We start from the raw sequence: 23,472 nt of genomic DNA on the forward strand, positions 1-23,472 counted from the left end.
GAAGTGCGCGTGCCGGGGGCAAGCCGCTTTCTATGGCAAAAGATGCGAGCGAGAGGTGCGTCCTTTCCTACTTGTTGTGCGTGTCCCTCAGCTTGCTGACCAGGTTGACCAGGTCCTTCGCGGCATCCTCGCTGCCCGAGACGACCAAGACGGTGTCATTGCCGGCAACGGAGCCCTTGACCTCGGGAAGCGCGGCGGCGTCGACTGCGGCGGCGACACCAGGGGCGGTGCCGGGCTGCGACTTGATGACCACGAGGTTGCCAGCCCTCTCCACGTCGCTCACGAACTCGGAGACCATGCGCTGCAGGTGAAGGTCCTCGGCCAGCACGTAGATGCCCTCCGCGAGCTTGCGCAACCCCATGTCCGCGATGTCGCGCGAGACCGTCGCCTGAGTGCAGTTGTAGCCGATGGACTGAAGCTCATCCACCAGCGCCCGTTGGGTGCGGATCGACTTGCCCCTCACGATGTCCCTGATGGCATCCTGCCTGTTGTTGCGCCTCTTGACCACTACTCGTCCTCCCAATATGCATGCGTCGACGAGCGACGCGATTCTCACCCTTTACGCATATGCGATAAGGTTTTCTCACAAACATGTTTACTTTGCTCCAGCATGTAAATAAAAGTCAAGAAGTATTGGCTAAACGCACAAGGTGCTTCGATATGCGCAGGCCATCCCCTTACCGGCGCGGTGGCCACGCGACGCCCTTCCCAACGCGACCCAGGCAGCACCGTCAGCCGCAGCGCCGCCGACCCATGGGACCAGGATACTAGCACCTTGCCTGGCCAGGCCTCCGTTAGCCGCTCCCCTGGCACCCGTTCTGACAGCCTGCCGTAATATGTGATGCACGTGGTGCGATTGCGCACGTTCCGGGCGCGTCCGCCAGAGTGCTACGGAGGAATCGAAATGGCCAACTCCCCAGACCCAAGACGACGCCGCGGCTCCTCGGGCCGCTCGGCCAGGTCCGCCGCCCAGCGGCAGAGCGAGCAGCGCTACGGGTCAACCAACAGCAGGGACTACTCGCGCTCCAGGCAGGGGCGCACCCTCAAGGGCACGTCCCACCCCAGCCAGAGGAACCAGGGCCGCTACCGCAGCGAGCGCAACTACCGCTCCATCGCGGGCCATGACACGGGCTACTCGCTCAAGTCGCACCGCATAGGCTTCGAGCGCGGCTCGGGAGGGCTGCTGGGCCGCCACGGCCTCAACAATCGCTCGCTCCTCCTGCTCCTCGCCGGGCTCGTCGTCATCCTCGCCCTCGTGGCGGGGGTCTCGAGCTGCGTCAGGAGCTGCTCCTCCCCCGCACAGCCCAACCAGGGCGACCAGACCTCACAGGCGGAGGGGGGCAACTCCCTCGACTCGCGCGTGGCCGCCGGCGCAAGTGACGACCTCACGGCCAAGTTCTCGACCGCCCTCGACCACGGCGAGAAAATCGCCCAGATAGCGGCCAACGCCAACAAGTACCCGGACGAGCGGCTCTGCGAGCTGGCCCTCCTCGAGCCCGACGCCATCGACTTCGTGACGGCGGTCCCCACGGCCGAGAAGAGCGCCCAGGCCTACCAGGACAGCGTCACCCAGGGCACGTTCCCCGAGCTCTACGACTGGGACATCCGCTGGGGCTTCGTGGACTACGCAGGCAGCAACATCGGCGTCAACGGCTCGGGACCGACCTCCCTCGCCATAGCCTACATGGGCCTCACGGGCAAGTCCGACAAGACCCCCGCCGACCTCGCTGCCGACGCGACGAGCGGCAGCTACGCCACCAACGAGGACATCGCGACCAAGACCGACTTCTTCGCGAGCGAGGCCCAGAAGCTGGGGCTCACCCTGCACGAGTACACGGCCTCGGGAGAGAACCTCTCCACCATCCTCGCGGACGGCCAGGAGGTCGCGGTCATCGTCCAGCTCGCGGCGAACTTCGACAGCCCCTACGTCCACTGGGCCGTCGTCGTAGGCATCAACCAGGACGGCTCGGTCATCCTGCGCGACCCCAGCTCCAAGCAGGCCTCCTCGCACGGCTGGGCGGCCGGGACCATCGGCTCCAACTCCTCGGTCTTCTACGCCCTCAGCTACGACGGCGGGTCGTCCGCGACGGAGGGCAACTCCTCCGGCGAGTAGCCCCACGAACGTTCTGGCCCATGCCCCGGGCGAGGGGGACTCACCTCTCGCCCGGGGCATCTCCATGCGTGGCGGCAACGGGGACCCACGCCAGAGGGACCGTGCCCGAAGGCACCCTGGCCCCAACCAACGAAGGGCCGGGCCGCCAACCAGGCGACCCGGCCCCGCAAGCTGCCCGACGCCATCCGTCAGGCAGGTCAGACGATGTCTTCCCGCACCCTACGAGAGGAGCGCCTCGGAGGCCGCCTGGAGCTTGTCCCTCACGGCCTCGGACTCGGCGCGCGTGGCACCCTTGGAGAAGAGGTAGGCCTTGACCTTGGGCTCGGTCCCCGAGGGACGGAAGATGACCTTGTTGTCGTCCTCCAAGCGGAACTCGATCACGTTGGCGGGAGGCAGCACCTGCGCCTCCTCCTTCTGCAGGCCAGAGACGCGCGGCATCTGGGCGCCGGTGGCGTAGTCGGTCATGCCCACGACCTTGAGGCCGCCGATCTCCGCCGGTGGGTTGTCACGCAGGCCCTGCATGATGCCCGCCATCTTCTGCGCCCCGGCGGCACCGGGGAAGGCGGCGTTGACCGTGCCGTTGAGGTAGTAGCCATACCTCTGGTACAGGGCCTCCATGGCCTCGTAGAGGTCCATGCCGCGGGACGCGTAGTCGGACGCCATCTCGACGCACATCTCGACCGCGACGATGGCGTCCTTGTCGCGGGCATGGGTGCCCACGAGGTAGCCGTAGGACTCCTCGAAGCCCATGAGGTAGCGGTCCTCCTCGCCCTCGTCCTTGAGCTGGTCGATCTGGTCACCGATGTACTTGAAGCCGGTGAGCACGCGTCTGAGCTCGAAGCCCTTGTCACGTGCGAGGGCGTCGGGCATCGCGGACGAGACGATGGTGGTGACCGCGACCTTGCGCGCGACGTCCTCGCCGTTGGCCTCGGCCATGTTGGCGAGCCAGTCCATGAGCAGGACGCCCATCTCGTTGCCCGAGAGCAACTTGTACTCGCCGTCGTGCGGGATGGCGGTGCCCATGCGGTCGGCGTCGGGGTCGGTGGCGACCAGGAGGTTGGGCTTGACCTCGTCGGCGAGCTTCAGGCCGAGCTCGAGCGCCTCGCGGAACTCGGGGTTGGGGTACTTGCAGGTGGGGAAGTTCCCGTCTGGCTCAGCCTGCTCCGGGACGACGGTCACGTTCTCGACGCCGATCTCCTTGAGAATGCGCGTGACACACTCCATGCCCGTGCCGTTGAGCGGAGTGTAGACCACGGAGTAGCTCTCGTCCGCCTTGAAACCGGGGACCGAGACCTTCTTGATGCTCTGGATGAAGGAGTCCAGGACCTCCTCGGGGGTCCACTCGATCAGACCCTTGGCCAGGCCCTCCTCGAAGTCCATGCGCTTGACGTCCTCGAAGGGGTCGACCTTGGCGATGTTGGCGCTGATTTCGTCCGCTGCCTCGTCGGTGATCTGGCCACCGTTGTCGTTGTAGACCTTGTAGCCGTTGTACTGCGCGGGGTTGTGGGAGGCCGTGAGCACAATGCCGGCAGAGGTGTGCAGGTAGCGCACCGCGAACGAGAGCGTGGGGACGGGCTCGATGCGGGGGTAGACGTACACGTGGATGCCATTGGCGGCAAGGACGCCCGCCGCGACCTTCTGGAAGTCCTCCCCCTTGAGGCGGGAGTCGCGGGCGAGCGCGAGCGTAGGCTTGTCGTAGTGGGCGTTGAGGTAGTCCGCCACGCCCTGGGTCGCCTGGGCAACGACGTAGACGTTCATTCGGTTGGTGCCCACGCCCAGGACGCCGCGCAGACCCGCGGTGCCAAAGGCAAGGTCGCGGTAGAAGGCGTCGTTCAGGGCCTCGTCGTCGGATGCCAGCCCCTCGAGCTCGGCCTTGAGGTCAGGCTCGCTGACCTTCTCCCTCCAAAGCTGGACCTTGGCCTGCGTGTCCTTGTCCATGTGCTTCTCCTTTGGGTCGACCTGCTGCGCTCTCGCGCCCTATATGTACCTTGCCCATCATGGTAGTCGTTGGTGGGCACCTCCGGGGTCGCGGCCGCGCCAGAGGGGCGGCGCATGCCGCGGGCGGGGAGCGGAGCGAGGGACGGCAGGTGCGTGCCGCGCAAACCGCGGACAGACTGCGCGGGTCTCGGCCTTTCCCCAGCCCAGCAGAGATTCGCGCGCAAACCGCAAACGACCTGCGCGGCAATGGCCCCGGAGTCTCGTCTGCGGCGCGCAAGCCACGAACAGCCTGCGCGCAATCTCACGTTTTCCCAGCTCGGGAGAATTTCGTGCGCAATCTGGCCCCAGCCTCCCGGCGTGACGGGGCGTGTGGCTTTGGGGAGCACCCGACGATTCCCAGAACGGCGAGAGGAGCCCAGCTATCATGGTTCGCACCTACATTCCACGGGCGAAAGGTGACCCGATGAACGCCGAGCCAGGCCCCACCACCCAGACAGCCACAGAAGTCCCCGACGAAGGCGACGTGCGCCGCGAGACAACCGGAGGCCTCGAGTTCTTCGCGAGCTGCCCCTCCGGCTTCGAGCAGCTGCTCGCCGACGAGCTCTCTGGCCTGCGAATCCAGCAGCTGCGCCCCCTCAGGGGCCAGGTCGGCTTCGTGGGCGGCCTCGAGGACGCCTACCGCGCCTGCCTCTGGTCCCGCATCGCCTCCCGCGTCGTGCTGGTCCTCGCCCGTGTGAGCGCGCGCGATGCCGACGCGCTCTATCAGGGTATCTCCGAGATTCCCTGGGAGGAGCAGCTCCTCCCCAGCTCGACCGTGGCCGTGGACGCCCACGGCACCAACTCCCAGCTCAGGAACACCCAGTTCGTGGCGGTCAGGGCAAAGGACGCCATCGTCGACCGCATGCTCGCGCGCACCGGGGCACGACCTGACGTCGACACCTCGCACCCAGACCTCCGCGTGGTGGTGCGCGTCTCGCGCGAGCGCGCGACCGTGGGCATAGACCTCAGCGGAGAGGCGCTCTTCCGCCGCGGATACGAGGCCGCGCGTTCGCCGCGCGCGAGCATCGCGCCCCTCAGGCCCGACTACGCGGCCGCCCTCCTCGCGGCGGGCGGCTGGTTCCGCAGCTGCCGCCGCGACGACCCCACGCTCGCCGTCGCGCACTCCGGGGCGGGCACCCTGGTGGTCGAGGCGGCCGCGCAGGCGCTCGACCGCGCCCCTGGGCTGCTCAGGCGGCGCTGGGGCTTCCAGGGCTGGCTTGGGCACGACGAGGAGACATGGCAGCGCCTCCTCGCCGAGGCCCAGGAGCGGGCGGAGCTCGGCCAGGAGCGCGTGAGCTCGGGACGGACGCAGCTCGTCCTCCTCGCCTCCGAGGCCCGCAAGGGCGCACTCGACTCCGCCCGCCAGGCGCTCCGCGCGGCCGGAATGGACGTCGAGCTCCGCATGGGCAGCCTGTCATGGCTGCAGGAGCTCCTCGAGGGCCACTGCTCCGAGCGGAAGGGTGGCTTCTCTCCCCTGCTCGTGGCCGACCTGTCATGGCTTGCCGAGGACGAGGTCGCCGTGCAGGCGTCATCGCTGGCGGACGTCGTCTCGCTGTCGGCGCTCGCTGACGACCGGTCGCGGCTCGTCGTGCTGGCGAAGGACGCCACGGTCGACTCCGTCCTGGGCGCCAGCCCTGCCAGCACGAGCGAGGTCTACGTGGGTCAGGACAGGGCGAGCGTGCGCGTCTTTTCCGCCGAGGCGCTGGGAGGGGCGGCCCGGGAGCGCCCCCAGCTGACCCTTCCCGACGGTCAGAGGGTCCCCGTGCTGGTGCCCGCCAGCGACCAGTTCGCCGCGCGCCTTGCGAAGGTCGCCCGGCTCCGGCGCAAGTGGGCGCGGCGCGAGGACGTGAGCTGCTACCGCGTCTATGACGCAGACCTGCCCGACTACGCCGTCACCATCGACCTCTTCCAGGGCTCCGAGCTCATGCCCGCGCGCAAGGGCAGGGGGCGCTGGCTGCAGGTCTTCGAGTACGCCCCGCCGAAGTCCGTCGACCCCGCGCTCGCGCGCATGAGGCTCCTCGACGTGCTGGCCATCGCGCCGCGCGTCCTGGACGTCCGCCCCGAGGACTGCTTCGTCCGCGTGCGCACCCGCGCCCGTGGCGGCTCGCAGTACGCCGACGAGGCGTCTGCGGGCCAGGACGCTCGCCGCGAGCGCGTCTATGGGAGGGAGAGGGACGCGCACGCTCGACAGGACCACCCCCGCCGGCCGACGCTCCCCAAGGGCGCGCACCTTGTGGACGAGGGTGGGCTCACCTTCGAGGTCAGCTTCTCCACCCGCCTGGACTGCGGGCTCTTCCTCGACAACCGCGAGACCCGTGCCATGTTGCGCGAGATGTCCAAGAAGACCGAGGGCTCGAAGCGCTTCCTCAACCTCTTCGCCTACACCGGGTCCGCCACCTGCTACGCAGCGGACGGGGGCGCCAAGCACACCACGACCGTGGACATGAGCCGCCCCTCGCTTGGCTGGGCTCGCCGCAACATGGAGCGCAATGGCTTCGACGGGCCGGAGCACGAGTTCGTCCAGGCGGACGTCATAGGGTGGGTGAGCGAGCAGAGACGCACCGCGAACCGCTGGGACCTCGTCTTCTGCGACGTACCCACCTTCTCGAACTCCAACCGCATGCGCGGGAGCTGGGACGTGCAGCGCGACCATGCCGAGCTGCTCATAGGCCTGAGCCGCATCCTGACCAGGAACGGCCGTGCCGTCTTCTGCTGCAACCTGCGCGACTTCAGGCCCGACGTGGAGAAGCTCCGCCGCTATGGCGTGGAGCTCGAGGACGTGACCACGCAGACCATCCCCGAGGACTTCTCGCGCAACCAGAAGGTGCACCACTGCTACGTTCTGCGGCGCGTTGCCACGGAGTCGCGCGCGTAGGGCCGTCGGCCCATAGGAGCGACCTGACGCGAGGGACCCCGCGCATGGCGACCAGTCAGGACGTCGCCCATGCGGCATGGCCAGGGCACCGATAGCGACCGTGTGACTAGGCACGAGCTGGCATCCCTCGCATAACGAGAGTGGTGGGCTCCGTGCCCGCCCCCTCGGAGCTATGTACTAGGCCCTCGATCGAGCCGGCGCGCCCCTCTCGCCCATTCCCTGGACTCCATGCTGATTTCAGTTATGTAATATCGTATTACGTAACTAGGATCCCATTGACTATAACTATAAAGTCTTTATAGTTAGGGAGAGGGAATGCCGAAAGAGCAAGAGGTCCGAGAGGTGATCAGACGTCTGAGGCGCGAAGGTTGGGACGACGAGCCGGGTCGTGGCAGTCACATCGTCTTTCGCAGGTCAGGATGGATGATCACCGTCCCCACGGCGAAGCGCGAGATTCCCGTCGGCACGTACCGAAACATCGCCAAGGCGGCAGGCTGGATCTAGGGAGCGAAGGGGTTGGTTCGATGAGGGACTATGTCTTCATGACCGTGCTCGAAAAGGACGAGGAGGGGGGCTATGACGTCAGCGTCCCCGACCTCCCCGGCTGCTTCAGCCATGGCGACACGCGCATGAGGGCGCTCGCAAGCGCCGCTGACGCCATGGCCACCTACATCGCGTCCCTGCTTGCCCACGGCGAGCCCGTCCCCGAGCCCCGGCAGGTCTCCCCTGACGACGGACGCGAGGCTGTCGCCGTGTATTTCCAGACAGACGGTTCCTACGTCCTGCCCGGCGAGCGCGTCAGCGCCGCCGAAGCTGCCAGGAGGCTTGGTGTCTCGGCGGGCAGGGTCACCCAGATGATCGCCTCCGGGATATTGGATGGGTTCCGAATCGGCAGGCACACCTTCGTGACCGTCGCCAGCATCGAGCGCAGGCTCGCAGAGGGAAGCCAGCCAGGGCGGCCCTCCGGACGGCAGCGGGCCGCCCTGGCCTAGCCCCTGCCTCTTCGGGTTCACGCCAGCTGCATGCGGGGGCAAGCCAACGGCCTGTCCCCCGCATGCTTCGCCGCGAGCTCCGTAGGGTCGCGCGCGCCTATGCCCTCTTGTAGAAGGCCTCCATGTCGCGCGACATGGCCTCGAGCGTGGGCACGTCCACGTAGGCCATGTGCCCGCAGCCATAGAGGTGCCATTCGACCTGTCCCTTGAGCTCGGACGAGAGGAACTGGCAGCTCATGTCGTGGACCACGTTCCAGTAGGTGGTCGCCGCGTCGTAGCGCCCTCCCAAGATCGCCAGCTTCATGTGGGGGTTGCGCCTCATCGCGACCGCGATGTCGTAGGCGACGTTGGGCGCGAAGCTCTCTCCGTCCTTGCCGGGCTCCTCGTGCGTCCACTTCCAGTTGACTCCCACGCGCTCGTAGTTGCTCGAGAGGTAGCGCGCCGGGCCGCGATACCCCAGCTCGTCGTGGAGGAAGCGCCTGAAGGCGCTGGTCCAGCTGGACTCCACGGCGTCGTCGGCCGCGTCCTCACCCGCGAACCAGGCGTTGCTCGACTGGACGGCCACCGGCGCGTCCGAGCTGAAGCGCATGTCGAGCCGGCCGCAGACCTTCCCCTCGTCGGCCAGGATGTTGCGGCGGAAGTCGTCCAGGGTGATCCTCAGGCGCGCGCGGCGGATGTGCTCGGCGGGAAGTCCGATGAACTCGCCCATCTGGCGCGCGACCTCGTCCTCGCGTGCAGGGTCAAGCCGGTCGCCGCGCAGGAGCGCCGGAGCCAGCACGTCCTCGTCCCAGTCCATGGCGCGCTGGAACCACTCGTCCTCGCCCACGCCCTGCCCCGCCTTGTCAAAGAACTGCGCCGCCGCGGCCATGGTGGGCATCATGCCCAGGTGATAGAGGTCCTCCCCCTCCTGGACCTGGACCCAGTCGAAGATGGCCGAGAGCATGGTGACGCCGGCCAGCTTGACGTCGCGCTCGCCCAGGAGGCGCATCAGGACGGCGTTGCGCACGGTGCCGTAGGACTCCCCGAAGAGGTAGACGGGGCTGGTCCAGCGGCCGTTCTCCTCCAGCCACTGGCTGATGGCGCGCGCGAAGGCGTCCGCGTCGCCGTCCACGCCGAAGATCTTGGAGGTGTCGGCGCCCTCCGCCACGCTCGACCAGCCTGTGCCCAGGGCGTCCAGGAATACGAGGTCGGTCTGGCGCAGCAGAGTGCAGGGGTTGTCCTCGACCACGATGGGATGGGCAAGGTGGCTGACGCCGTCGGTGCGCACGCGGCGGGGCCCGATGCCGCCAAAGTTGATGGGCACGCTCGCGCAGCCGGGACCGCCGTTGTAGGCGAAGGTCACGGGACGGGCGGCGTCCGCCCTGCCCTCGTCGTCCACCGCCACGTAGGTCATCGAGAACATGCGCCCGATGAGGGCGCCGGTGTCCGCGCGCACGTCCAGGTGGGCGGCCGTGCAGTCGTAGTCGATGTGCTCGCCGGCGCTCGCGCCCGAGCCGTCCCACGCGAGGCGGGCCGTCGCGGACTGGGGGGTCTCCAGGCGGGGGTCCGCCGGCACGGTCATGAAGCTGTCCTTGGGAATCCTTGTGGCCGCCTGCGGCGCGGTCGCGGCGTTGGTGGCGTCCTGCTCTGCCATCGTTTCTCCTCACTGGCCCGAGGGCCGATGCCTGGCTCCCCTCGCCTCGCACCAACGGGCGAGAGGGGCCTCCCACTCATTCCCGGCCATTGTATGCGTCGGCTCGGCCACGGGGCGGGCGAGTTGCGCAAGTCAGCCTCTCACCTGGGCAAACCCGGACCTCAAGACGACATCTTCACAGCAGGGGCCCCGACGTCCAACGACGGTCCAAGTCGTGCTAGAGTTCTTCGGTTTGAACTATCCTTATCTGGTAGGCTGCCTGCGCCTTGTGCGTGGCAACCCTGCCCGGAACGCGACGCGCCACGGGCAGCGTGTCCTCGTCGGATGGAGCGTCATGAGTCAAGACAAGCTTTCGGCCACCACCCCCAAGAGTCGACCGAGGTCGAGGGGCGCCGGGATTCCCCTCTCCGCCGGAATGGTCCTGGTGACCCTGGGCGTGGTGTACGGAGACATCGGCACCAGCCCCATGTACACCCTCAAGGCCATCATGGCCGACAACGGCGGCCTCGCGAGCATGCAGACCAACACGGTGCTGGGTGCGCTCTCGCTCATCATCTGGACCCTGACCCTCATCACCACCGTCAAGTACGTCCTGGTGGCCATGAAGGCCGACAACCACAACGAGGGTGGCATCTTCGCCCTCTACAGCCTGGTCAAGCGCTGCGCCAAGTGGCTCATCATCCCCGCCATGATCGGCGGGGCGGCCCTTCTCGCCGACGGCATCCTGACCCCCGCCGTCACGGTGACCACCGCCATCGAGGGCCTGCGCACCATCGACTTCTTCTATGGCATCATCGGAGAGAACCAGCACGTCGTGATCGCCATCACCATCGCGATCCTCTGCGCCCTCTTCGCCCTGCAGCGTGCCGGCACCTCCACCATCGGCAAGATCTTCGGCCCCGCCATGACGCTGTGGTTCCTCTTCCTGGGAATCACTGGCCTGCTCAACATGGGCGCCGACTTCGGCGTGCTGCGCGCGCTCAACCCCCTGCGCGGCATCACCTTCCTCTTTGACGGCAGCATCAACGCCGTGGGGCTCATGGTCTTGGGCAACGTCTTCCTCTGCACCACCGGCGCCGAGGCCCTCTACTCCGACATGGGGCACGTGGGCAAGCCCAACATCTACGTGACCTGGCCCTTCGTGAAGGTCTGCCTCATCCTCAACTACCTGGGCCAGGGCGCCTGGATCCTCTCGCAGCGTGGCAACGAGCACCTCGCCGGGGTCACGGACCTCAACCCCTTCTTCCAGATGGTCCCCGAGGACCTGCGCGTCTTCGCCGTCATCCTCTCGACGCTGGCGGCCATCATCGCCTCGCAGGCGCTCATCACCGGCTCGTACTCCATCGTCTCGGAGGCCATCCGCCTGGACCTCATGCCCCACATGAAGATCAACTACCCCTCCGAGACCCGCGGCCAGATCTACATCCCGCTGGTCAACTCCATCATGTGGGTGGCCTGCATCTTCGTCGTGCTGCTCTTCCAGCGCTCGAGCCACATGGAGGCCGCCTACGGCCTGGCCATCACGGTGACCATGCTCATGACCACCGTCCTGCTCTACACCTACCTCTCGCAGGTGAGGCGCCGGCGCGCCCTGGCCGTGGTCTTCCTGGTCTTCTTCGGCGCCATCGAGTTCATGTTCTTCTTCTCGAGCCTGACCAAGTTCTTCCACGGCGGCTACTTCACCGTGCTCATGGCGGCGGCGATCTTCGTGGTCATGTACGTGTGGAGGCGCGGCACGGCAGTCGAGCACACCCAGACCGTCTACCTGCCCGTGAACAAGTACATCGGCCAGCTGGACGCCCTGCGCAACGACGACGACTACCCCTACGTAGCCGACAACCTGATCTTCCTGACCAACGACTCCTCGACCGACAAGCTGGACCGCGACATCCTCTATTCCATCCTGGACAAGAGGCCCAAGCGCGCCAAGGCGTACTACTTCCTCAACGTGCAGGTCACCAACGAGCCCTACACCCACGAGTACATCGTGAACGACTTCGGCACCGACTTCGCCTTCAAGGTGCAGCTGCGCCTGGGCTTCAGGGTCAACCAGCGCATCAACACCTACCTCTACCAGATCGTGGCCGACCTCATGTCGTCGGGCCAGCTGCCCCCGCAGGACCACAAATACTCAATCTACCGCGACCACAGCCAAGTGGGAGACTTCCGCTTCTGCCTGATCCGCAAGGTTCTCTCGCCCGAGTCCGACATCTCGGGGCTCAACGCCAACGTGATCGCCCTGAAGTACCTGATTCGCCGCATCTGCGGCTCGCCCGCACGCTGGTACGGCCTCGAGAACTCGAGCCTGATCTTCGAGCACGTGCCCCTGTTTGGCAAGTCGAAGCGCCAGCACAAGCTCACCCGCATCTCGAGCATGGGCGGCACCGGCAGCATGCGCCCCGTCACTGCCGAGGAGGCCGTCGAGGAGGAGGGCGACATCTTCACCGAGACCATGAAAAGCCAGATCGCCATCGCCGCGGAGGAGGTCGAGCACGAGATCGTGGGTGGCGACACCGCGAGCTTCAGGCCCCTCGTGATCGACGAAGAGGATGATGAGCCCTCCGTGGACGAGGGCTACTACGACGAGGAGGGTGAGGAGTAGGCCCCGAACCCCAGCAGCCCTGCAGCGACGAGAGGCGCCGAGACACTTCGTCCGGCGCCTCTCGTCTTGTCGAGGGCCCAACCCCATCCCACGAGATCCATATGGTGGACTGGGGGTTACGACGCAAACTCGCTGCTACACCAGTACTCTTGCCCATGATAGATGGCAAAGTCGTCAAACCCCAGGAGCTCCGCCTTGGAAGGGACGCCATCGCAGACGTCACGGAGCAGGGCTTTGAGGGAGTCTGCCTGCTCTCCCAGCGTAGAACGCCCCGCTATGACCCCAGAGGCATCGAAGTCGATGTTGTCCCTCATGCGTCGGAAGGTAAGTGCGTTCCCCGTCACCTTTATGACTGGCATGATGGGGTTGCCCATCGGGGTGCCCCTGCCAGTGGAGAACAGCATGACCTGCGCTCCCCCGGCGGACATGCCCGAGACGGACTCGATATCGTAGCCCGGTGTGTCCATGAGGACGAAACCGCCCTTCGAGGGGACCTCCCCGTACCGCACCACCTGCGAGACGGGGTGGGAGCCACCCTTGGAGATGCCTCCCAGCGACTTCTCCTCGAGCGTCGACAGGCCACCGCATATGTTTCCGGGCGAGGGGTTTGCGCCACGCACGTCGATGTCGTTGGCCAGGAAGTCAGCCTCAAGGCGCCCCACCATCCTCAGGATGTCCTCCGAGACCTCCTTGGAGGCCGCACGACGCGAGAGGATGTGTTCCGCGCCGATGAGCTCGGTCGTCTCTCCCATGAGGACGGTACCACCGCCGTCAATGACCCAATCGCTCACGAGACCGATGGTGGGGTTTGCCGCCAGGCCGCTCGTGGCATCCGAGCCGCCGCAGTTCGTTCCCAAGACAAGCTTGCTCAACGGCATCGGGACGCGCCGGACAAGGGCGGCTCGAGCCACCATCCCGCGGGCGATGCGCACGCCCTCCTCGACGGCCTTCAGGGAACCACCGCAATCCTGGATGGTGATGGCCGTGACGGGCTTATCGCTCATCCGAGAGATCTGTTCGGCAAGTTCCATGGGCTTTGTGCTCTCGCAGCCCAAGCCGACGAGCAGGGTCCCGAAGACGTTGGGGTTCTGGGTCAGGTTGGCAAGGCAGCGTCGCATGATCTCAATGCCGTTTCCCACCTGGCCGCACCCCTTGGTGTTCTCCACGCCAACGGAGCCTTCGACCTGCTGGGCGATGCGTCGCACCACATTGTTCGCACAGCCCACGCTCGAGAGGACGAGCACGTGGTTCCTGATGCCCATCCTGCCGTCGGGACGAACGTATCCGCTAATCATGCCTTTTCGTCCTTATGCTCTCCAGGTTATGCACGTGAACGTGGCTGCCTGGAAGGATGTCTTCGGTCGCCCTACCTATTGCATCTCCGTACTTGTGGACCACCGCTCCCACGTCAATGTGATGCAGGGCGATCTTGTGGAAAATACCGATCGAGTCCCGAGAGACGAGGTCGCACACGCAATTGCCGGCCCTGTCGGTCACCACGATGCGGTCACCCGCGTCGACATCCGACAGGACGGTGGCGACGTCGTCGTTGGCATGCAGACAGAGTGCCTTGCAATACACGACTGGCCTCCCCTTGACGCGACGGAACCAGAACGACTGGCATGACTTGAATCAGGCAGGAAGGAGCCCCTCGAGATATTCGGCAACGCCGGATTCATCGTTGGCGAGTCGGGTGACGTCGTCCGCCTGGACCCTGACCCCCTCGTCGGCGTTGACCATGGCGACGCCAATCCCTGCCTCCCTGAGCATCGAGACGTCGTTCAGGGAGTCCCCGAATGCGACGGTCTCTTCCACAGGTATGCCGAGTCGGTCGCAAAGCCAGAGCAGGGCACTGCCCTTGCTCGCCCCGGCACTCGTGACCTCGATGTTCGCCCACTGGGAGGTGTAGCAGGCCAGGTCCCCTCTTTCTTGTGAGAAGCCATAGACGGCGTCGCGCATGCCCTTATCCGCAAAGAAGACCGTGAGCCGCTCGACGGGATGTCCCTCGGCAACGAAGTCCACCAACGGGGTGTCGATTTCATGGCGGACGGAGCGGATGTACGCCACGTCGCCAGGCAGGAGTCCGAAGCCGTCGAGCTTTCTCATCTCCCCCCGTTCGACGTACGCCTCGCCCTCGCTGAAGAGGTCGATGTACGAAGCCGAGTGGGCGACAAGGTTCAGGAGGCCAACTACCGCGTCCCGCGGGATCGTGCTGGCGCGAAGGTCCGTGTGCCCGCCGTGGGAAAGCTGGCAGACCGTGGCACCATCGGCCGTGATCGCGTAACGAGCGCCAGAGAGATCGATGACCTCCTGCGGAATGCCCACCACGGAACGGCCCGTGCTGGGAACGAAGCCAATGCCGCACCCGGCGAGCCTCTGCAGGGCCCTCCGGGTGCGGTCGCTCATCTGCTTCTCGCCGTCGAGAAGGGTCCCGTCCAAGTCACAGAAGACCATCTGCGGCATCCCGGTCATCGCATTCCCCTCTCGCCAGCCAAACTCCTTGGCTATCGAACCTATGCCATCTGATGGACGGCCTCGTGAAGGCGACGACGGTCATCAGGGTCGTCGCTGTTGTAGTGCCTCGAGTTGACAATGTACTCCTCGATGGCGTCAAGGTTCTTGTCGCTGGACTCGATGCCCAGGTCCTCGAAGCTGAGCGGCATGTCCATGGCACGCATGAACTCCCGAAGCTCCTGCACCTGGTCCTGCTGGCCGTTGAAGTAGAGCTGGCAGAAGAGCCCGACGCCGACGATCTCGCCGTGGACGGCCTTCTGGCCCTCTTTGGTGAAGATGGTCCTCACGCCGTCGTAGATCACGTGCGCGAGCTCGGACTGCTTGAAGCTCTTTGTCGTGTTGGCGATGACGCCCGTGATGGGGACGTTCATGAACGCCACGTCGTTGAGCGCCTTGGTCGCCTCGTGCCTGCGGTTGTCTTCGATGGCCGTGAGGGCGTTGTCCTTGAGGACCCCGTAGGTGTACTCGGCGATGCTGTAGGCACTGAAGATGTCCACGGGGGTGTCTGCCAAGCTGAGGGCGGGCTTACCGTTCAGCATCTCGATGCGCTTGGCCATCGCATCGACGATGCCGGCCGCGGTGAAGCGAATGGGGCAGCTCGCGATGACGTCCATGTCCATCAGGCATGCGTCGATCTCGTGGTCGAAGCGCCAGCTGAGCTTCTTGCCGCCCTCTGCGGTGTACATGACGCTCATGCAGGTGAAGGGGGCACAGCTCGATGCCGCGGTGGGAATGTTCACCGTGCCCAGGCCCGCCGTCTCGCCGACTGCCTTGGCGAGGTCCATGATTCTGCCCCCGCCAACGCCGACGACCTCGTCGGCACCGTACTTCCTTGCCTTCTCGGCGAGCTCCTCGGCACCCTCGAAGGAGCACCATCCCCCGTAGACCTCCACCTGGGGTCTGAGCCCATCCGCCTCCATGCTGCGCATCAGGGCGTCTCCCATTGCCTCCCAGGAGTTGGGGCCGGCGACCACGAGGGGACGCCTGCCAAAACGACCGATCTCGGAGCCACATTCCGCCAGCAAGCCCCGTTCCTGGCGATACCTTCCTGCTCCGAATTTGATTGCGGTGTCCAGCTCTGTCGTGCTGCTTGCCATGTCACTCATCTCCATCCACACGGCGTGAATACTGCGAAAGCCCTCGCGTCCTTAGGAGCGAATCCCTGACACGCGTTCCGACGCCTCTCGCGCGATGCGCGTCACCTCGGAGAAGTCGCCGTCCGCGAACAGGGCGGGCTTCACCATCCACGTTCCCCCTGCCGCAATCACCGCAGGATTGGAGAGGTACTCCTCGAGGTTGTCCAGGCTCACTCCGCCCGTGGGCATGAACTTGTGCCCAACGAAGACCGAGGCGAGTGCCGAAATCGCCTTCGCACCCCCAAAAAGGTTCGCCGGGAAGAACTTCGTCACATCGATTCCCTGGTTCCTCAGCCAGGTGATCTCGGTGGACGTGACGCCGGCGGGGATGACGTTCACATGCTCGGAGAGGGCCCACTCGACGACATCGCGATCCGTGCCTGGAGAGACGAGGTACCTTGCACCCGCGTCGACGGCACGCTTTGCCTGCTCCAGGTCAAGGACGGTTCCAGCGCCAACCAGGACGCCCGGGCACTCGCGGGAAATCAGCGAGATGCACTCTGCCGCCGCGGCGGTCCTGAACGTCACCTCCGCCGCAGGAAGTCCACCCTCCTCGAGCGCACGTGCCAGGGGAACGGCATCAGCCGGATCGTCTAGCACCACGACAGGAACCACACCACAACGGGCAACGTCTTCGTAAAAGCCGTTCTCTTTCATGAATGCGCCGTCAGCCATGAAGGCCTCCCCGGAAATCGAAACTTTTCCTCTTCTGTCTTCAGTATAACGAAATTATTTTTCTAATTCGAAAGCATAGGAAATTTTTTTTGTTTTTCTTCGTAGCTCAACGTAAGGTGGTAGTTATCTATCGCGCGAAGCGTCCTTCTTCGATTGGGATCTCTTCTCCGCAGCTAATGCAAGCGGATCCTTGAAATCCTGGAACAGTACATTCTCCCCATACCTCTCCCCCAGCGTCCTCATCTCGGCGAAGGCATTCCTTAATCTTGAACGTGACACCCAGAGCCCAGAAAGCTCCAGGAGGAAGAACGCCTTTCCTCCGGCGTCATCGAGGGCCTGCCGCTGCTCGTCGCTCAGCCCCTCCACCTCGTCCGAAGGCTTGAAGCCCACGACGTCGAGCATGAGCTCATTGGAGTTGGAGGACTTGAGCTCCACGCGCTCGATTCTTTCCCAAGGCATGAACAGCACGTCGTCTTCCTTGGTGTAGTCTGTCACACCTCGCTCGTCTGCGATGAACAGTACACGCCTCTTGGAAATCTGTCGCAGGTTGTGAATGACTCCGGCACCGAGGAGGAGCGCCACGAATGCGCAAAGCACTCGCATCACCAGAGAATCCGTCGCAAAGAACCCCAGCCAGAGAACGACGAAGGCGATTGCAAGATATGAAATGGAGACCGAAGTGAGCTTGCGCACATCGGTCGAGACGATGACCTTGTCCATACCCGCACCATCCAATCTATGACTCCAACGCCTCGATGATGCCTATCACGCCCGAAAGGTCTCTGGGAGCATATCTTGCAAGGGATCCGGCAGAATGAGGATTGTCCAATGGAATGCGAGCCCTGATGTCTCCGTCCACGCGTCCTTCGGCGGAGATGTCATCGAAGACGAACACGGGAATGAAGCCACCCGCCACTGCAGCCTTGATGCCAACAGCACTGTCCTCGAGCACGAGGCAACGATTCGGGGATGCCTCCAGGAGTGCCGCAGCATCAAGAAAGATCTCGGGGTCAGGCTTGCTGCGAGTCACCATATCGCCCGTCACCATCTGGGGAAAGGCATGACAGAGATGTTCGCTCGAGAGAAGGCTCTTCACCTGGTCCCTTGAGGAAGAGCTGGCCAAGGCATGGGGCAAACCACGCTCGGCCAGGTAATTGAGCAGCTCTAGAAGGCCAGGCTTCTTTCCCGGCCTGCCCCCATGCTCTTCCAAAACCTTGCGCTTTTCGGCGAGAATGTCCTTCCTCCACGTCTGGACATCGTGCTCGTCGCCATAGAGCTCATGGAGCCCTGCCACGACCGTCGGTTCGGTGCGACCGGCAAGATACATGTGGACCCGATCGTTCACCTGGAAGCCGAACTTCCTTGCCGAACGCAGGTACGCCTCGTAACCCAGCCGCTCCGTGTCCAGCACGAGCCCGTCCATGTCAAAGATAACACCTTCGATTAGGCTCATCGGCCCTCCTCAAAACGCAGGGAACCGTTCCGGCAAAAGCTGGCCGGAACGGTTCCTGTGAGATGTATGCCTACTGGTTCCGCATCCTAGTCCTTTGCATTGACCGGAGCTTCTCCCCTGACGTAGCGTTCCACGTCGCCAACGCACTTCTCACCCATGCCATACAGGCATTCGGCGGTATATGCCGAGATGTGCGTGGTAACGAGAACCTTGGGATGGTTGAAATAGGGGTCATCCAACGCCGGAGGCTCGTCGTGCATGACGTCGATCGCAAGGCCGGCAACCGTCCCGTCGTCCAAGGCCCTGAGCATCGCCTGTTGGTCGATGAGGTCCGCCCGAGCGTTGTCGACGACGTAGACACCCTTCTTCATCAGCGAAAGCTCTCGCTCCCCGATTATGTGGAAGGAGCTGGGATTCAGGTCCGCGTTGAGAGTCAGGACGTCGCACTGGGACACTACCGTGTCGATGTCGACGTACTCCACGCCAAGAACGTCTGCCCACATCTCGTGTTGCACAGGATCGCAGGCGAGCACGCGCATGTCGAAGCCACGGCTCAGAATCTCGACGATGCGGGACCCTATGTTTCCGCAACCCACGATACCCAGCGTCTTTCCCGACAGGCCGGACCCGATGAAGGAGGCCCTGTCAGCCCAACGGCCCTCGTTTGCTGCAACGTGGGAGTCACTGACCCTGCGCATGATGTCCATCAGGGTCGCGACCGCGCCCTCTGCCACGGCGTCACGCTCGACCTTGGGTGGGACGGTTGTCACGAGCGTCCCCGCCGCGCACGCTGCGACGACGTCGACGTTGTTGAACCCTATCCCATGTCTGCTCAGCAGGAGCAGATCCCTCTTTGCCTCGAAGAACTCAGCGTCGAAGAACGGAGTGACCGACGCAATGACGACGTTGAAGCCCTTGAGCGCCTCGGCGAGCTCGCGCCCATGAGCATCGCCAGAAACGCGGACCCGAACAACTTCGCCCATGGCCTTCAGACGATCCAGATGCTCCGGAAAGTACTGGCCGAAGGATGAAGAGTTGACGATTGCAATGCGATAGTCCATGGAGCTACTTCCCCATCCTCTTGATTGCGTCGTCCAGGCTGACCTTCTCGCTCGAGGGGATGTTCTGGAAGAACACCTCGACGCCCTTGTCCTGAACAGCCTTGAGCAGCTCTGCATCTTTCTCGTTCAGACCCACGGAGGGTATGATGCGCGTGGAACCGGGCCTGATGGCGATGCCTCCCACGTCTACGAAGGGCAGAGGGATGCCACCGTCGACGGACTTCTTGACGTAGGCAGCGCTCTTGTAGACCAGCATGAGCTTGTAGTCGCCGAACTGGTTCTTGTTCCACTCGTCGACGATTCCGTCAGAGGAGAAGACTTTGATCTTCATGTTCCCCGTAGACTGCGTCGACTCGTAGATCTCCTTCATGAACTCGTCGCTCGCCGTAGCGTCATCTACGACGAAAATCGCATTGGTGCCATGTCCCTTGGACCAGACCTGCATGACCTGACCATGAATCAGTCGATCGTCGATGCGGGCGAGATTGATAACAGCCATTGTCACTATCCCTTCAGTAGAGTTGCTCTGTCCTTTTTGATGAGTCCAGCGCGCCCTGCCTCCATAGCCGTGTCAATGAGCTCGTCGATGCTCTCGATGTCATTCACGTCCTGAATCAGCTCGATCAGGAAAGGCATGTTCACGCCCAGGACAACCTTACAATCGCTTTTGCCCAAACAGGAGAGAGCGACGTTGCCGGGGCTTCCCCCGAAGAGGTCACATGCGACGATCGTCTCCGCTCCCTCGGCGTCGTTCTTGGCAAGAACGTCGAAGGTCTGCTGACGCAAATCGTCAACCGACTGTCCAGGGACCAGGCCCATGGCATCAATGAAGTCCTGCTTGCCCATGATCATCTCGACGCTCTTGACGAGCTCGATGCCGAAGTGGCCGTGGGTGATGACGAGGACCTTTCTAGCCTTCACGCCAACCTCCTAAAGGACGTTCAGAATGCCGAGCACGATCAGGACCGCCGTGTAGATCAGCATGGCCTTGGTAATCTTCAGGCCGTTCTTCTTGAAGTAGAAGTACAGGGCGACCACTGCCGCCAGGGGAATCGCACCAGGAAGGATTCCATCGAGGATCGACTGGATGGCAAAGGTCTTGCCGCTCAGCTCGAACGCCAGAGGGGAAGAGAGCTTGACGTAGCTTGCGGCGAGGATGCCCATCATGAACAGGCCAAGGACGCCCAGGCCATCAATGATGGTGCGTATGCGCTCGCCCTTCATGACCTCGAGAGCAGCACGGCGACCGAGCCTGTGACCGAGCTGGACGAACGCGAAGCCGTAGAGGAACGTCGCGGTGGTGAAGCAGAGCCAGGGCAGAAGTGCGCCGGCAGCGCTGCCCTGCTGGGCAAGGGGCAGGAACATCGCGATGAAGATGTACTGCACGGTACCAGAGTCAATGGAGTCACCGATGCCAGCGAGGGGTCCCATGAGGCCGACCTTGGTGCTGTTTATGATTTCTGGCGAGATCGCCTCGTCGACCCTGCCCTCGTGGAGGGCCTTCGCGCGCTCCTCCTCAAGGGAGGCGGTGATGCCAGTGATGAGGCCCTGACCCCAAATGGCCTGGGTGTTGAAGAACACCATATGCCGCTGGTAGGCCTCACCCAGCATGACCTTGTTCTTGTAGAGCTTCTTGAGAATTGGCATGAGGCCGAAGAGGAAGGCGGGTGCAATCATGCGGTCGAAGGAGTGGGGAACCTCGTTTGCCCACCAACCGCGGAACCACGCCTTGAGGAGGTCCTTCTTGGTGATTTCCTCCGGAGCGTTCTCTTCGCCAAGCATCAGAGCCGGGTCGCCTTCGATGACGCCCTCTTCGTTCAGATAGTCCTTGTAGTCATTGGACAGGATGGTCTTCTCTTCGCTCATGGCTCATGCTCCTTTCTTTGTCGGATGGACTAGTCGTTTGACTTCTTGGCAGTGAACAGCGAGTAGAGAATTGCGATGATCACGCCAAAGACGGCCCAAGTGACTGTGGTGATCGCAGGAACGGTGATCTCCGCCTTCGAGAGGGCGCTGATGAAGGTGTTGGAGGTAACCACCAGGAAGTACGCCAGGAAGAAGAAGGGCAGCAGCGAGCGGTTGCCGATGACATGCATGGTCACGGCGATGCCAAGGGCGGCGAGGCCACCGCCGACGGTGCTGAGCACGTGGAGCACGGGACCGTTGCTGATGGAGCTCATGAAGTCAGAGATGACGGGAGCGCCAAGGTACAAGGCGATGAACATGAGGGGCACGAACAGTGCAAAGGAGATGAGCGTCGGAACCGCACCAATCCAGAAGCCGAGCTTGGCGCTGTCGCCCTCGATGGCGTACTGGTCCATCTTGCGAATGGCAAAGGTGTTCAGGAAGAAGCGGAACTGGTACAGATAGCTACCAAGCAGTCCGACGGGGACGGCGATGGCAACCGCTGCGTTGGCGTCAAGATTGCCGATGACGGCTGCGGAGACGGCAACTGCGGCAGAGATCGAGGGCTCGGAGGGGAGGGGACCGCCAGGTGCGACGACGCCCATGTAGATGAGCTGAATTGCAGCGGTGGTGACCATCGCAAGGGGCATGTTGCCCAGCACCAGACCGACATACATGCCCGTCATGAGGGGGGAGAAACGCATGGTGAGCGTAGCGTAGCCCAAAGCACGCGACTCGACTGCCGCCACGAACAAAGCAATAAGCAGCGCTTGGATAACACTCATGTTGCTTCCTTTCGATTAGGTTCCTTGCTCATTCGCCTCAACGGCGAATGGAACTCCGAAGCTGAGGCACTTCTTCCTTGTCCCTCGCCTCCCCTCGTACGAGAGCATCCTGCGCTCGTCTCTAGTCCAGCTCCTCCCACTTGTGGTGGAAGGAAAGCTCGTGAGGCTGGTCATCGCGGTGGTAGGTGTGGGCTCCGAACCAATCTCGCTGTGCCTGGCAGAGATTTGCAGAGAGAAACTCACTCGTATAGCCATCGAAGTACATAAGGGAGTTGGCAAGGGTCGGGACATAGACGCCGGCCTCGATGGCCTTGACGACCACACGTCGCCAACCAGGCACGGCAGCCTTTATCTCGTCGCGAAACTCGTCGGTGAGCATGAGGTTCTGAACCTTGCCGTCACTCTGGTCATATGCCGCCTTGATGCGGCCGAGGAACTTCGCGCGAATGATGCAGCCCTCGCGCCAGAGCAGTGCGATGTCACCGAGCTTGAGGTTCCAGTCATGCTCGCGGGATGCCTTTTCCAGAAGCTGGAACCCCTGCGCGTAGGACATGATCTTGCTCGCGTACACCGCCTGCTCGAGGTCGGCGAGCAGCGCATCCCTGTCCTCGACGCTCACGCTCGGCTTGTCGGTGAACACCTTTGAGGCGATGACGCGCTCGTCCTTCACGGCAGAGAGGTTGCGTGCGAACACCGCCTCGGCCATAGTGGGAATCGCCATGTGCATCTCGAGGCCCTCGATTGCCGTCCACATGCCCGTGCCCTTCTGGGCGGCTTCGTCCAGGATGTGGTCAATGAGGTCGTCACCCGTATCAGGGTCCTTCTCGCGAAGGATCTTGTAGGTTATCTCTATCAGGAAGGAGTCCAGGCGGCCGTTGTTCCAGCTCTCGAAGGTGTCTGCCATCTCGGCATTGCTCATTCCGAGCACGTTCTTCATGATGAAGTAGGCCTCGTCGATGATCTGGATGTCACCGTACTCGATGCCGTTGTGCACCATCTTGACATACTGGCCGGACCCCTCCGGGCCGATGTAGTCGCAGCAGGGGCTTCCGTCCTCGGTATGGGCCGAGATGTCGGTCAGCAGCTTGCCGAGGTAGTCGTCATAGAGCTTCTTGTCGCCGCTGGGCATGATGGACGGCCCGACGAGGGCGCCCTTCTCGCCTCCGGACACGCCCATGCCGAAGAAGCTGATTCCCTTCTTTGCATAGTCCGCCATGCGACGACTCGTGTCCTTGTAATAGGAGTTCCCGGCGTCGACGACGATGTCGCCCTCGCTGAGTAAGGGAAGGAGGCTGTCGGTGACCGCATCGACCACTGGACCGGCCTTCACCATGAGGATGATCTTGCGGGGAGCCTCAAGCGAGTCCACGAAGTCCTTGAGCTCGTATGTTGCGGTGACCTTGTCCTTCTGGGCCTTCACGCGACTCTCCATGAAGTCCTTGGTCGCCTCGCCGTGACGGTTGTAGACCGAGACGGTATAGCCATGATTGGCGATGTTGAGGGCAAGACTCTGGCCCATCACTCCCATTCCGACGACTCCCACGTAACTGCCCATGGCGCTCCCCTTTCAAAGAGATCCTTCTGGACAACGCAAACCACACATGAACTTCTGAGACTCGTCATATTCTAGACTAGTTTTTTCTAATTTAGTATTTGGTGTCGAAATTTTTTTGTTTTTTGTCGCGATTTGCGGTGGCAGGTCATTCAGGCGATAATATTGCAGGTATTTTTTATAATTGCTTTTATTAAAA

General features: G+C 63.5%; 21 protein-coding genes. 5 read left to right on the forward strand and 16 right to left on the reverse strand.

Translation table 11 applies throughout. The annotated features are described in order from the left end of the window. Positions 1 to 67: 67 nt before the first annotated feature. A complete protein-coding gene (locus tag Q5923_RS02415) occupies positions 68 to 508 on the reverse strand; it encodes an arginine repressor (RefSeq protein ID WP_009279636.1) in 441 nt (146 codons plus the stop codon). 396 nt (positions 509 to 904) lie between these two features. On the opposite strand from Q5923_RS02415, the gene Q5923_RS02420 reads away from it, so the two are divergent. Next, positions 905 to 2,113, forward strand: a complete 1,209-nt coding sequence (locus tag Q5923_RS02420) for a hypothetical protein (RefSeq protein ID WP_009279637.1) — start codon at positions 905 to 907, stop codon at positions 2,111 to 2,113. 219 nt (positions 2,114 to 2,332) lie between these two features. On the opposite strand, the gene Q5923_RS02425 is transcribed toward Q5923_RS02420, so the two are convergent. After that, positions 2,333 to 4,051: a phospho-sugar mutase gene (locus Q5923_RS02425; protein ID WP_009279638.1), complete on the reverse strand. Its 1,719-nt coding sequence runs from the start codon at positions 4,049 to 4,051 to the stop codon at positions 2,333 to 2,335. Positions 4,052 to 4,514: 463 nt separating this feature from the next. Here Q5923_RS02425 and rlmKL point away from each other — a divergent pair, with 463 nt between their 5' ends. The 3 genes from rlmKL (at position 4,515) to Q5923_RS02440 (ending at position 7,957) form a co-directional block, all read left to right on the forward strand. Beyond that, positions 4,515 to 6,965: a bifunctional 23S rRNA (guanine(2069)-N(7))-methyltransferase RlmK/23S rRNA (guanine(2445)-N(2))-methyltransferase RlmL gene (gene rlmKL, locus Q5923_RS02430; RefSeq protein WP_303131908.1), complete on the forward strand. Its 2,451-nt coding sequence runs from the start codon at positions 4,515 to 4,517 to the stop codon at positions 6,963 to 6,965. A 315-nt stretch (positions 6,966 to 7,280) separates the two neighbouring features. Next, complete coding sequence (locus tag Q5923_RS02435; RefSeq protein ID WP_303131910.1) at positions 7,281 to 7,469, forward strand: type II toxin-antitoxin system HicA family toxin; 189 nt, start codon at positions 7,281 to 7,283, stop codon at positions 7,467 to 7,469. A gap of 20 nt (positions 7,470 to 7,489) precedes the next feature. After that, the gene (locus Q5923_RS02440) at positions 7,490 to 7,957 is read left to right on the forward strand and encodes a type II toxin-antitoxin system HicB family antitoxin (protein WP_303131912.1); all 468 of its coding nucleotides are present in this window, start codon (positions 7,490 to 7,492) and stop codon (positions 7,955 to 7,957) included. A 97-nt stretch (positions 7,958 to 8,054) separates the two neighbouring features. On the opposite strand, the gene Q5923_RS02445 is transcribed toward Q5923_RS02440, so the two are convergent. After that, positions 8,055 to 9,590 (reverse strand): S10 family peptidase, encoded by a 1,536-nt coding sequence (locus Q5923_RS02445; protein WP_303131914.1) that lies wholly within the window; start codon positions 9,588 to 9,590, stop codon positions 8,055 to 8,057. Between the two features lie 334 nt (positions 9,591 to 9,924). Between Q5923_RS02445 and Q5923_RS02450 the strand changes: the two genes are divergently transcribed. Then, positions 9,925 to 12,192: a KUP/HAK/KT family potassium transporter gene (locus Q5923_RS02450; RefSeq protein WP_303131916.1), complete on the forward strand. Its 2,268-nt coding sequence runs from the start codon at positions 9,925 to 9,927 to the stop codon at positions 12,190 to 12,192. 116 nt (positions 12,193 to 12,308) lie between these two features. Here Q5923_RS02450 and Q5923_RS02455 read toward each other — a convergent pair whose 3' ends face one another. The 13 genes from Q5923_RS02455 to gndA all read right to left on the reverse strand — a co-directional run bounded on the left by Q5923_RS02455 (position 12,309) and on the right by gndA (position 23,276). Continuing rightward, positions 12,309 to 13,487, reverse strand: coding sequence for a UxaA family hydrolase (locus tag Q5923_RS02455; RefSeq protein WP_303131918.1), 1,179 nt, complete (start codon positions 13,485 to 13,487; stop codon positions 12,309 to 12,311). Then, entirely contained in the window at positions 13,480 to 13,773 is a 294-nt protein-coding gene (locus Q5923_RS02460) for a UxaA family hydrolase (RefSeq protein ID WP_303131919.1), read from the reverse strand. The genes Q5923_RS02455 and Q5923_RS02460 overlap by 8 nt, the downstream gene beginning before the upstream one ends. 51 nt (positions 13,774 to 13,824) lie before the next feature. After that, on the reverse strand, positions 13,825 to 14,664 hold the full coding sequence (locus Q5923_RS02465) for an HAD family hydrolase (protein WP_303131920.1): 840 nt from the start codon (positions 14,662 to 14,664) through the stop codon (positions 13,825 to 13,827). Positions 14,665 to 14,705: 41 nt separating this feature from the next. Then, positions 14,706 to 15,803 (reverse strand): iron-containing alcohol dehydrogenase family protein, encoded by a 1,098-nt coding sequence (locus tag Q5923_RS02470; RefSeq protein WP_303131922.1) that lies wholly within the window; start codon positions 15,801 to 15,803, stop codon positions 14,706 to 14,708. A gap of 51 nt (positions 15,804 to 15,854) precedes the next feature. Continuing rightward, positions 15,855 to 16,517: a bifunctional 4-hydroxy-2-oxoglutarate aldolase/2-dehydro-3-deoxy-phosphogluconate aldolase gene (locus Q5923_RS02475; protein ID WP_009279647.1), complete on the reverse strand. Its 663-nt coding sequence runs from the start codon at positions 16,515 to 16,517 to the stop codon at positions 15,855 to 15,857. A 123-nt stretch (positions 16,518 to 16,640) separates the two neighbouring features. Next, the gene (locus Q5923_RS02480; protein WP_303131925.1) at positions 16,641 to 17,237 is read right to left on the reverse strand and encodes a hypothetical protein; all 597 of its coding nucleotides are present in this window, start codon (positions 17,235 to 17,237) and stop codon (positions 16,641 to 16,643) included. A gap of 16 nt (positions 17,238 to 17,253) precedes the next feature. Next, positions 17,254 to 17,970, reverse strand: coding sequence for an HAD family phosphatase (locus tag Q5923_RS02485; RefSeq protein WP_303131927.1), 717 nt, complete (start codon positions 17,968 to 17,970; stop codon positions 17,254 to 17,256). Between the two features lie 86 nt (positions 17,971 to 18,056). Continuing rightward, entirely contained in the window at positions 18,057 to 19,031 is a 975-nt protein-coding gene (locus Q5923_RS02490; RefSeq protein ID WP_303131929.1) for a D-isomer specific 2-hydroxyacid dehydrogenase family protein, read from the reverse strand. A 4-nt stretch (positions 19,032 to 19,035) separates the two neighbouring features. Further along, complete coding sequence (locus Q5923_RS02495; RefSeq protein ID WP_009279651.1) at positions 19,036 to 19,530, reverse strand: PTS sugar transporter subunit IIB; 495 nt, start codon at positions 19,528 to 19,530, stop codon at positions 19,036 to 19,038. Between the two features lie 5 nt (positions 19,531 to 19,535). Continuing rightward, complete coding sequence (locus Q5923_RS02500; protein WP_303131932.1) at positions 19,536 to 19,952, reverse strand: PTS sugar transporter subunit IIA; 417 nt, start codon at positions 19,950 to 19,952, stop codon at positions 19,536 to 19,538. A 9-nt stretch (positions 19,953 to 19,961) separates the two neighbouring features. After that, positions 19,962 to 20,897 carry a PTS system mannose/fructose/sorbose family transporter subunit IID gene (locus tag Q5923_RS02505; protein WP_009279653.1) on the reverse strand — a complete coding sequence of 312 codons (936 nt, stop codon included), beginning with the start codon at positions 20,895 to 20,897 and terminating at the stop codon, positions 19,962 to 19,964. Positions 20,898 to 20,926: 29 nt separating this feature from the next. Then, complete coding sequence (locus Q5923_RS02510; RefSeq protein ID WP_303131935.1) at positions 20,927 to 21,721, reverse strand: PTS sugar transporter subunit IIC; 795 nt, start codon at positions 21,719 to 21,721, stop codon at positions 20,927 to 20,929. 121 nt (positions 21,722 to 21,842) lie between these two features. Next, entirely contained in the window at positions 21,843 to 23,276 is a 1,434-nt protein-coding gene (gene gndA, locus Q5923_RS02515) for an NADP-dependent phosphogluconate dehydrogenase (RefSeq protein ID WP_303131937.1), read from the reverse strand. Between the last annotated feature and the right edge of the window lie 196 nt (positions 23,277 to 23,472).

It is taken from the genome of uncultured Olsenella sp. (assembly GCF_959602185.1).
GTDB classification, from domain to species: Bacteria; Actinomycetota; Coriobacteriia; order Coriobacteriales; family Atopobiaceae; genus Olsenella_I; species Olsenella_I phocaeensis.

Coding starts and splice junctions, on each gene's coding strand:
- Q5923_RS02435 (WP_303131910.1), top strand. CDS start 7,281: ATGCCGAAAGAGCAAGAGGTCCGAGAGGTGATCAGACGTCTGAGGCGC.
- Q5923_RS02445 (WP_303131914.1), bottom strand. CDS start 9,590: ATGGCAGAGCAGGACGCCACCAACGCCGCGACCGCGCCGCAGGCGGCC.
- Q5923_RS02510 (WP_303131935.1), bottom strand. CDS start 21,721: ATGAGTGTTATCCAAGCGCTGCTTATTGCTTTGTTCGTGGCGGCAGTC.
- Q5923_RS02485 (WP_303131927.1), bottom strand. CDS start 17,970: ATGAGCCTAATCGAAGGTGTTATCTTTGACATGGACGGGCTCGTGCTG.
- Q5923_RS02480 (WP_303131925.1), bottom strand. CDS start 17,237: ATGGACAAGGTCATCGTCTCGACCGATGTGCGCAAGCTCACTTCGGTC.
- Q5923_RS02505 (WP_009279653.1), bottom strand. CDS start 20,897: ATGAGCGAAGAGAAGACCATCCTGTCCAATGACTACAAGGACTATCTG.
- Q5923_RS02475 (WP_009279647.1), bottom strand. CDS start 16,517: ATGGCTGACGGCGCATTCATGAAAGAGAACGGCTTTTACGAAGACGTT.
- rlmKL (WP_303131908.1), top strand. CDS start 4,515: ATGAACGCCGAGCCAGGCCCCACCACCCAGACAGCCACAGAAGTCCCC.
- Q5923_RS02490 (WP_303131929.1), bottom strand. CDS start 19,031: ATGGACTATCGCATTGCAATCGTCAACTCTTCATCCTTCGGCCAGTAC.
- Q5923_RS02455 (WP_303131918.1), bottom strand. CDS start 13,487: ATGATTAGCGGATACGTTCGTCCCGACGGCAGGATGGGCATCAGGAAC.
- Q5923_RS02425 (WP_009279638.1), bottom strand. CDS start 4,051: ATGGACAAGGACACGCAGGCCAAGGTCCAGCTTTGGAGGGAGAAGGTC.
- Q5923_RS02440 (WP_303131912.1), top strand. CDS start 7,490: ATGAGGGACTATGTCTTCATGACCGTGCTCGAAAAGGACGAGGAGGGG.
- Q5923_RS02495 (WP_009279651.1), bottom strand. CDS start 19,530: ATGGCTGTTATCAATCTCGCCCGCATCGACGATCGACTGATTCATGGT.
- gndA (WP_303131937.1), bottom strand. CDS start 23,276: ATGGGCAGTTACGTGGGAGTCGTCGGAATGGGAGTGATGGGCCAGAGT.
- Q5923_RS02465 (WP_303131920.1), bottom strand. CDS start 14,664: ATGACCGGGATGCCGCAGATGGTCTTCTGTGACTTGGACGGGACCCTT.
- Q5923_RS02420 (WP_009279637.1), top strand. CDS start 905: ATGGCCAACTCCCCAGACCCAAGACGACGCCGCGGCTCCTCGGGCCGC.
- Q5923_RS02470 (WP_303131922.1), bottom strand. CDS start 15,803: ATGGCAAGCAGCACGACAGAGCTGGACACCGCAATCAAATTCGGAGCA.
- Q5923_RS02450 (WP_303131916.1), top strand. CDS start 9,925: ATGAGTCAAGACAAGCTTTCGGCCACCACCCCCAAGAGTCGACCGAGG.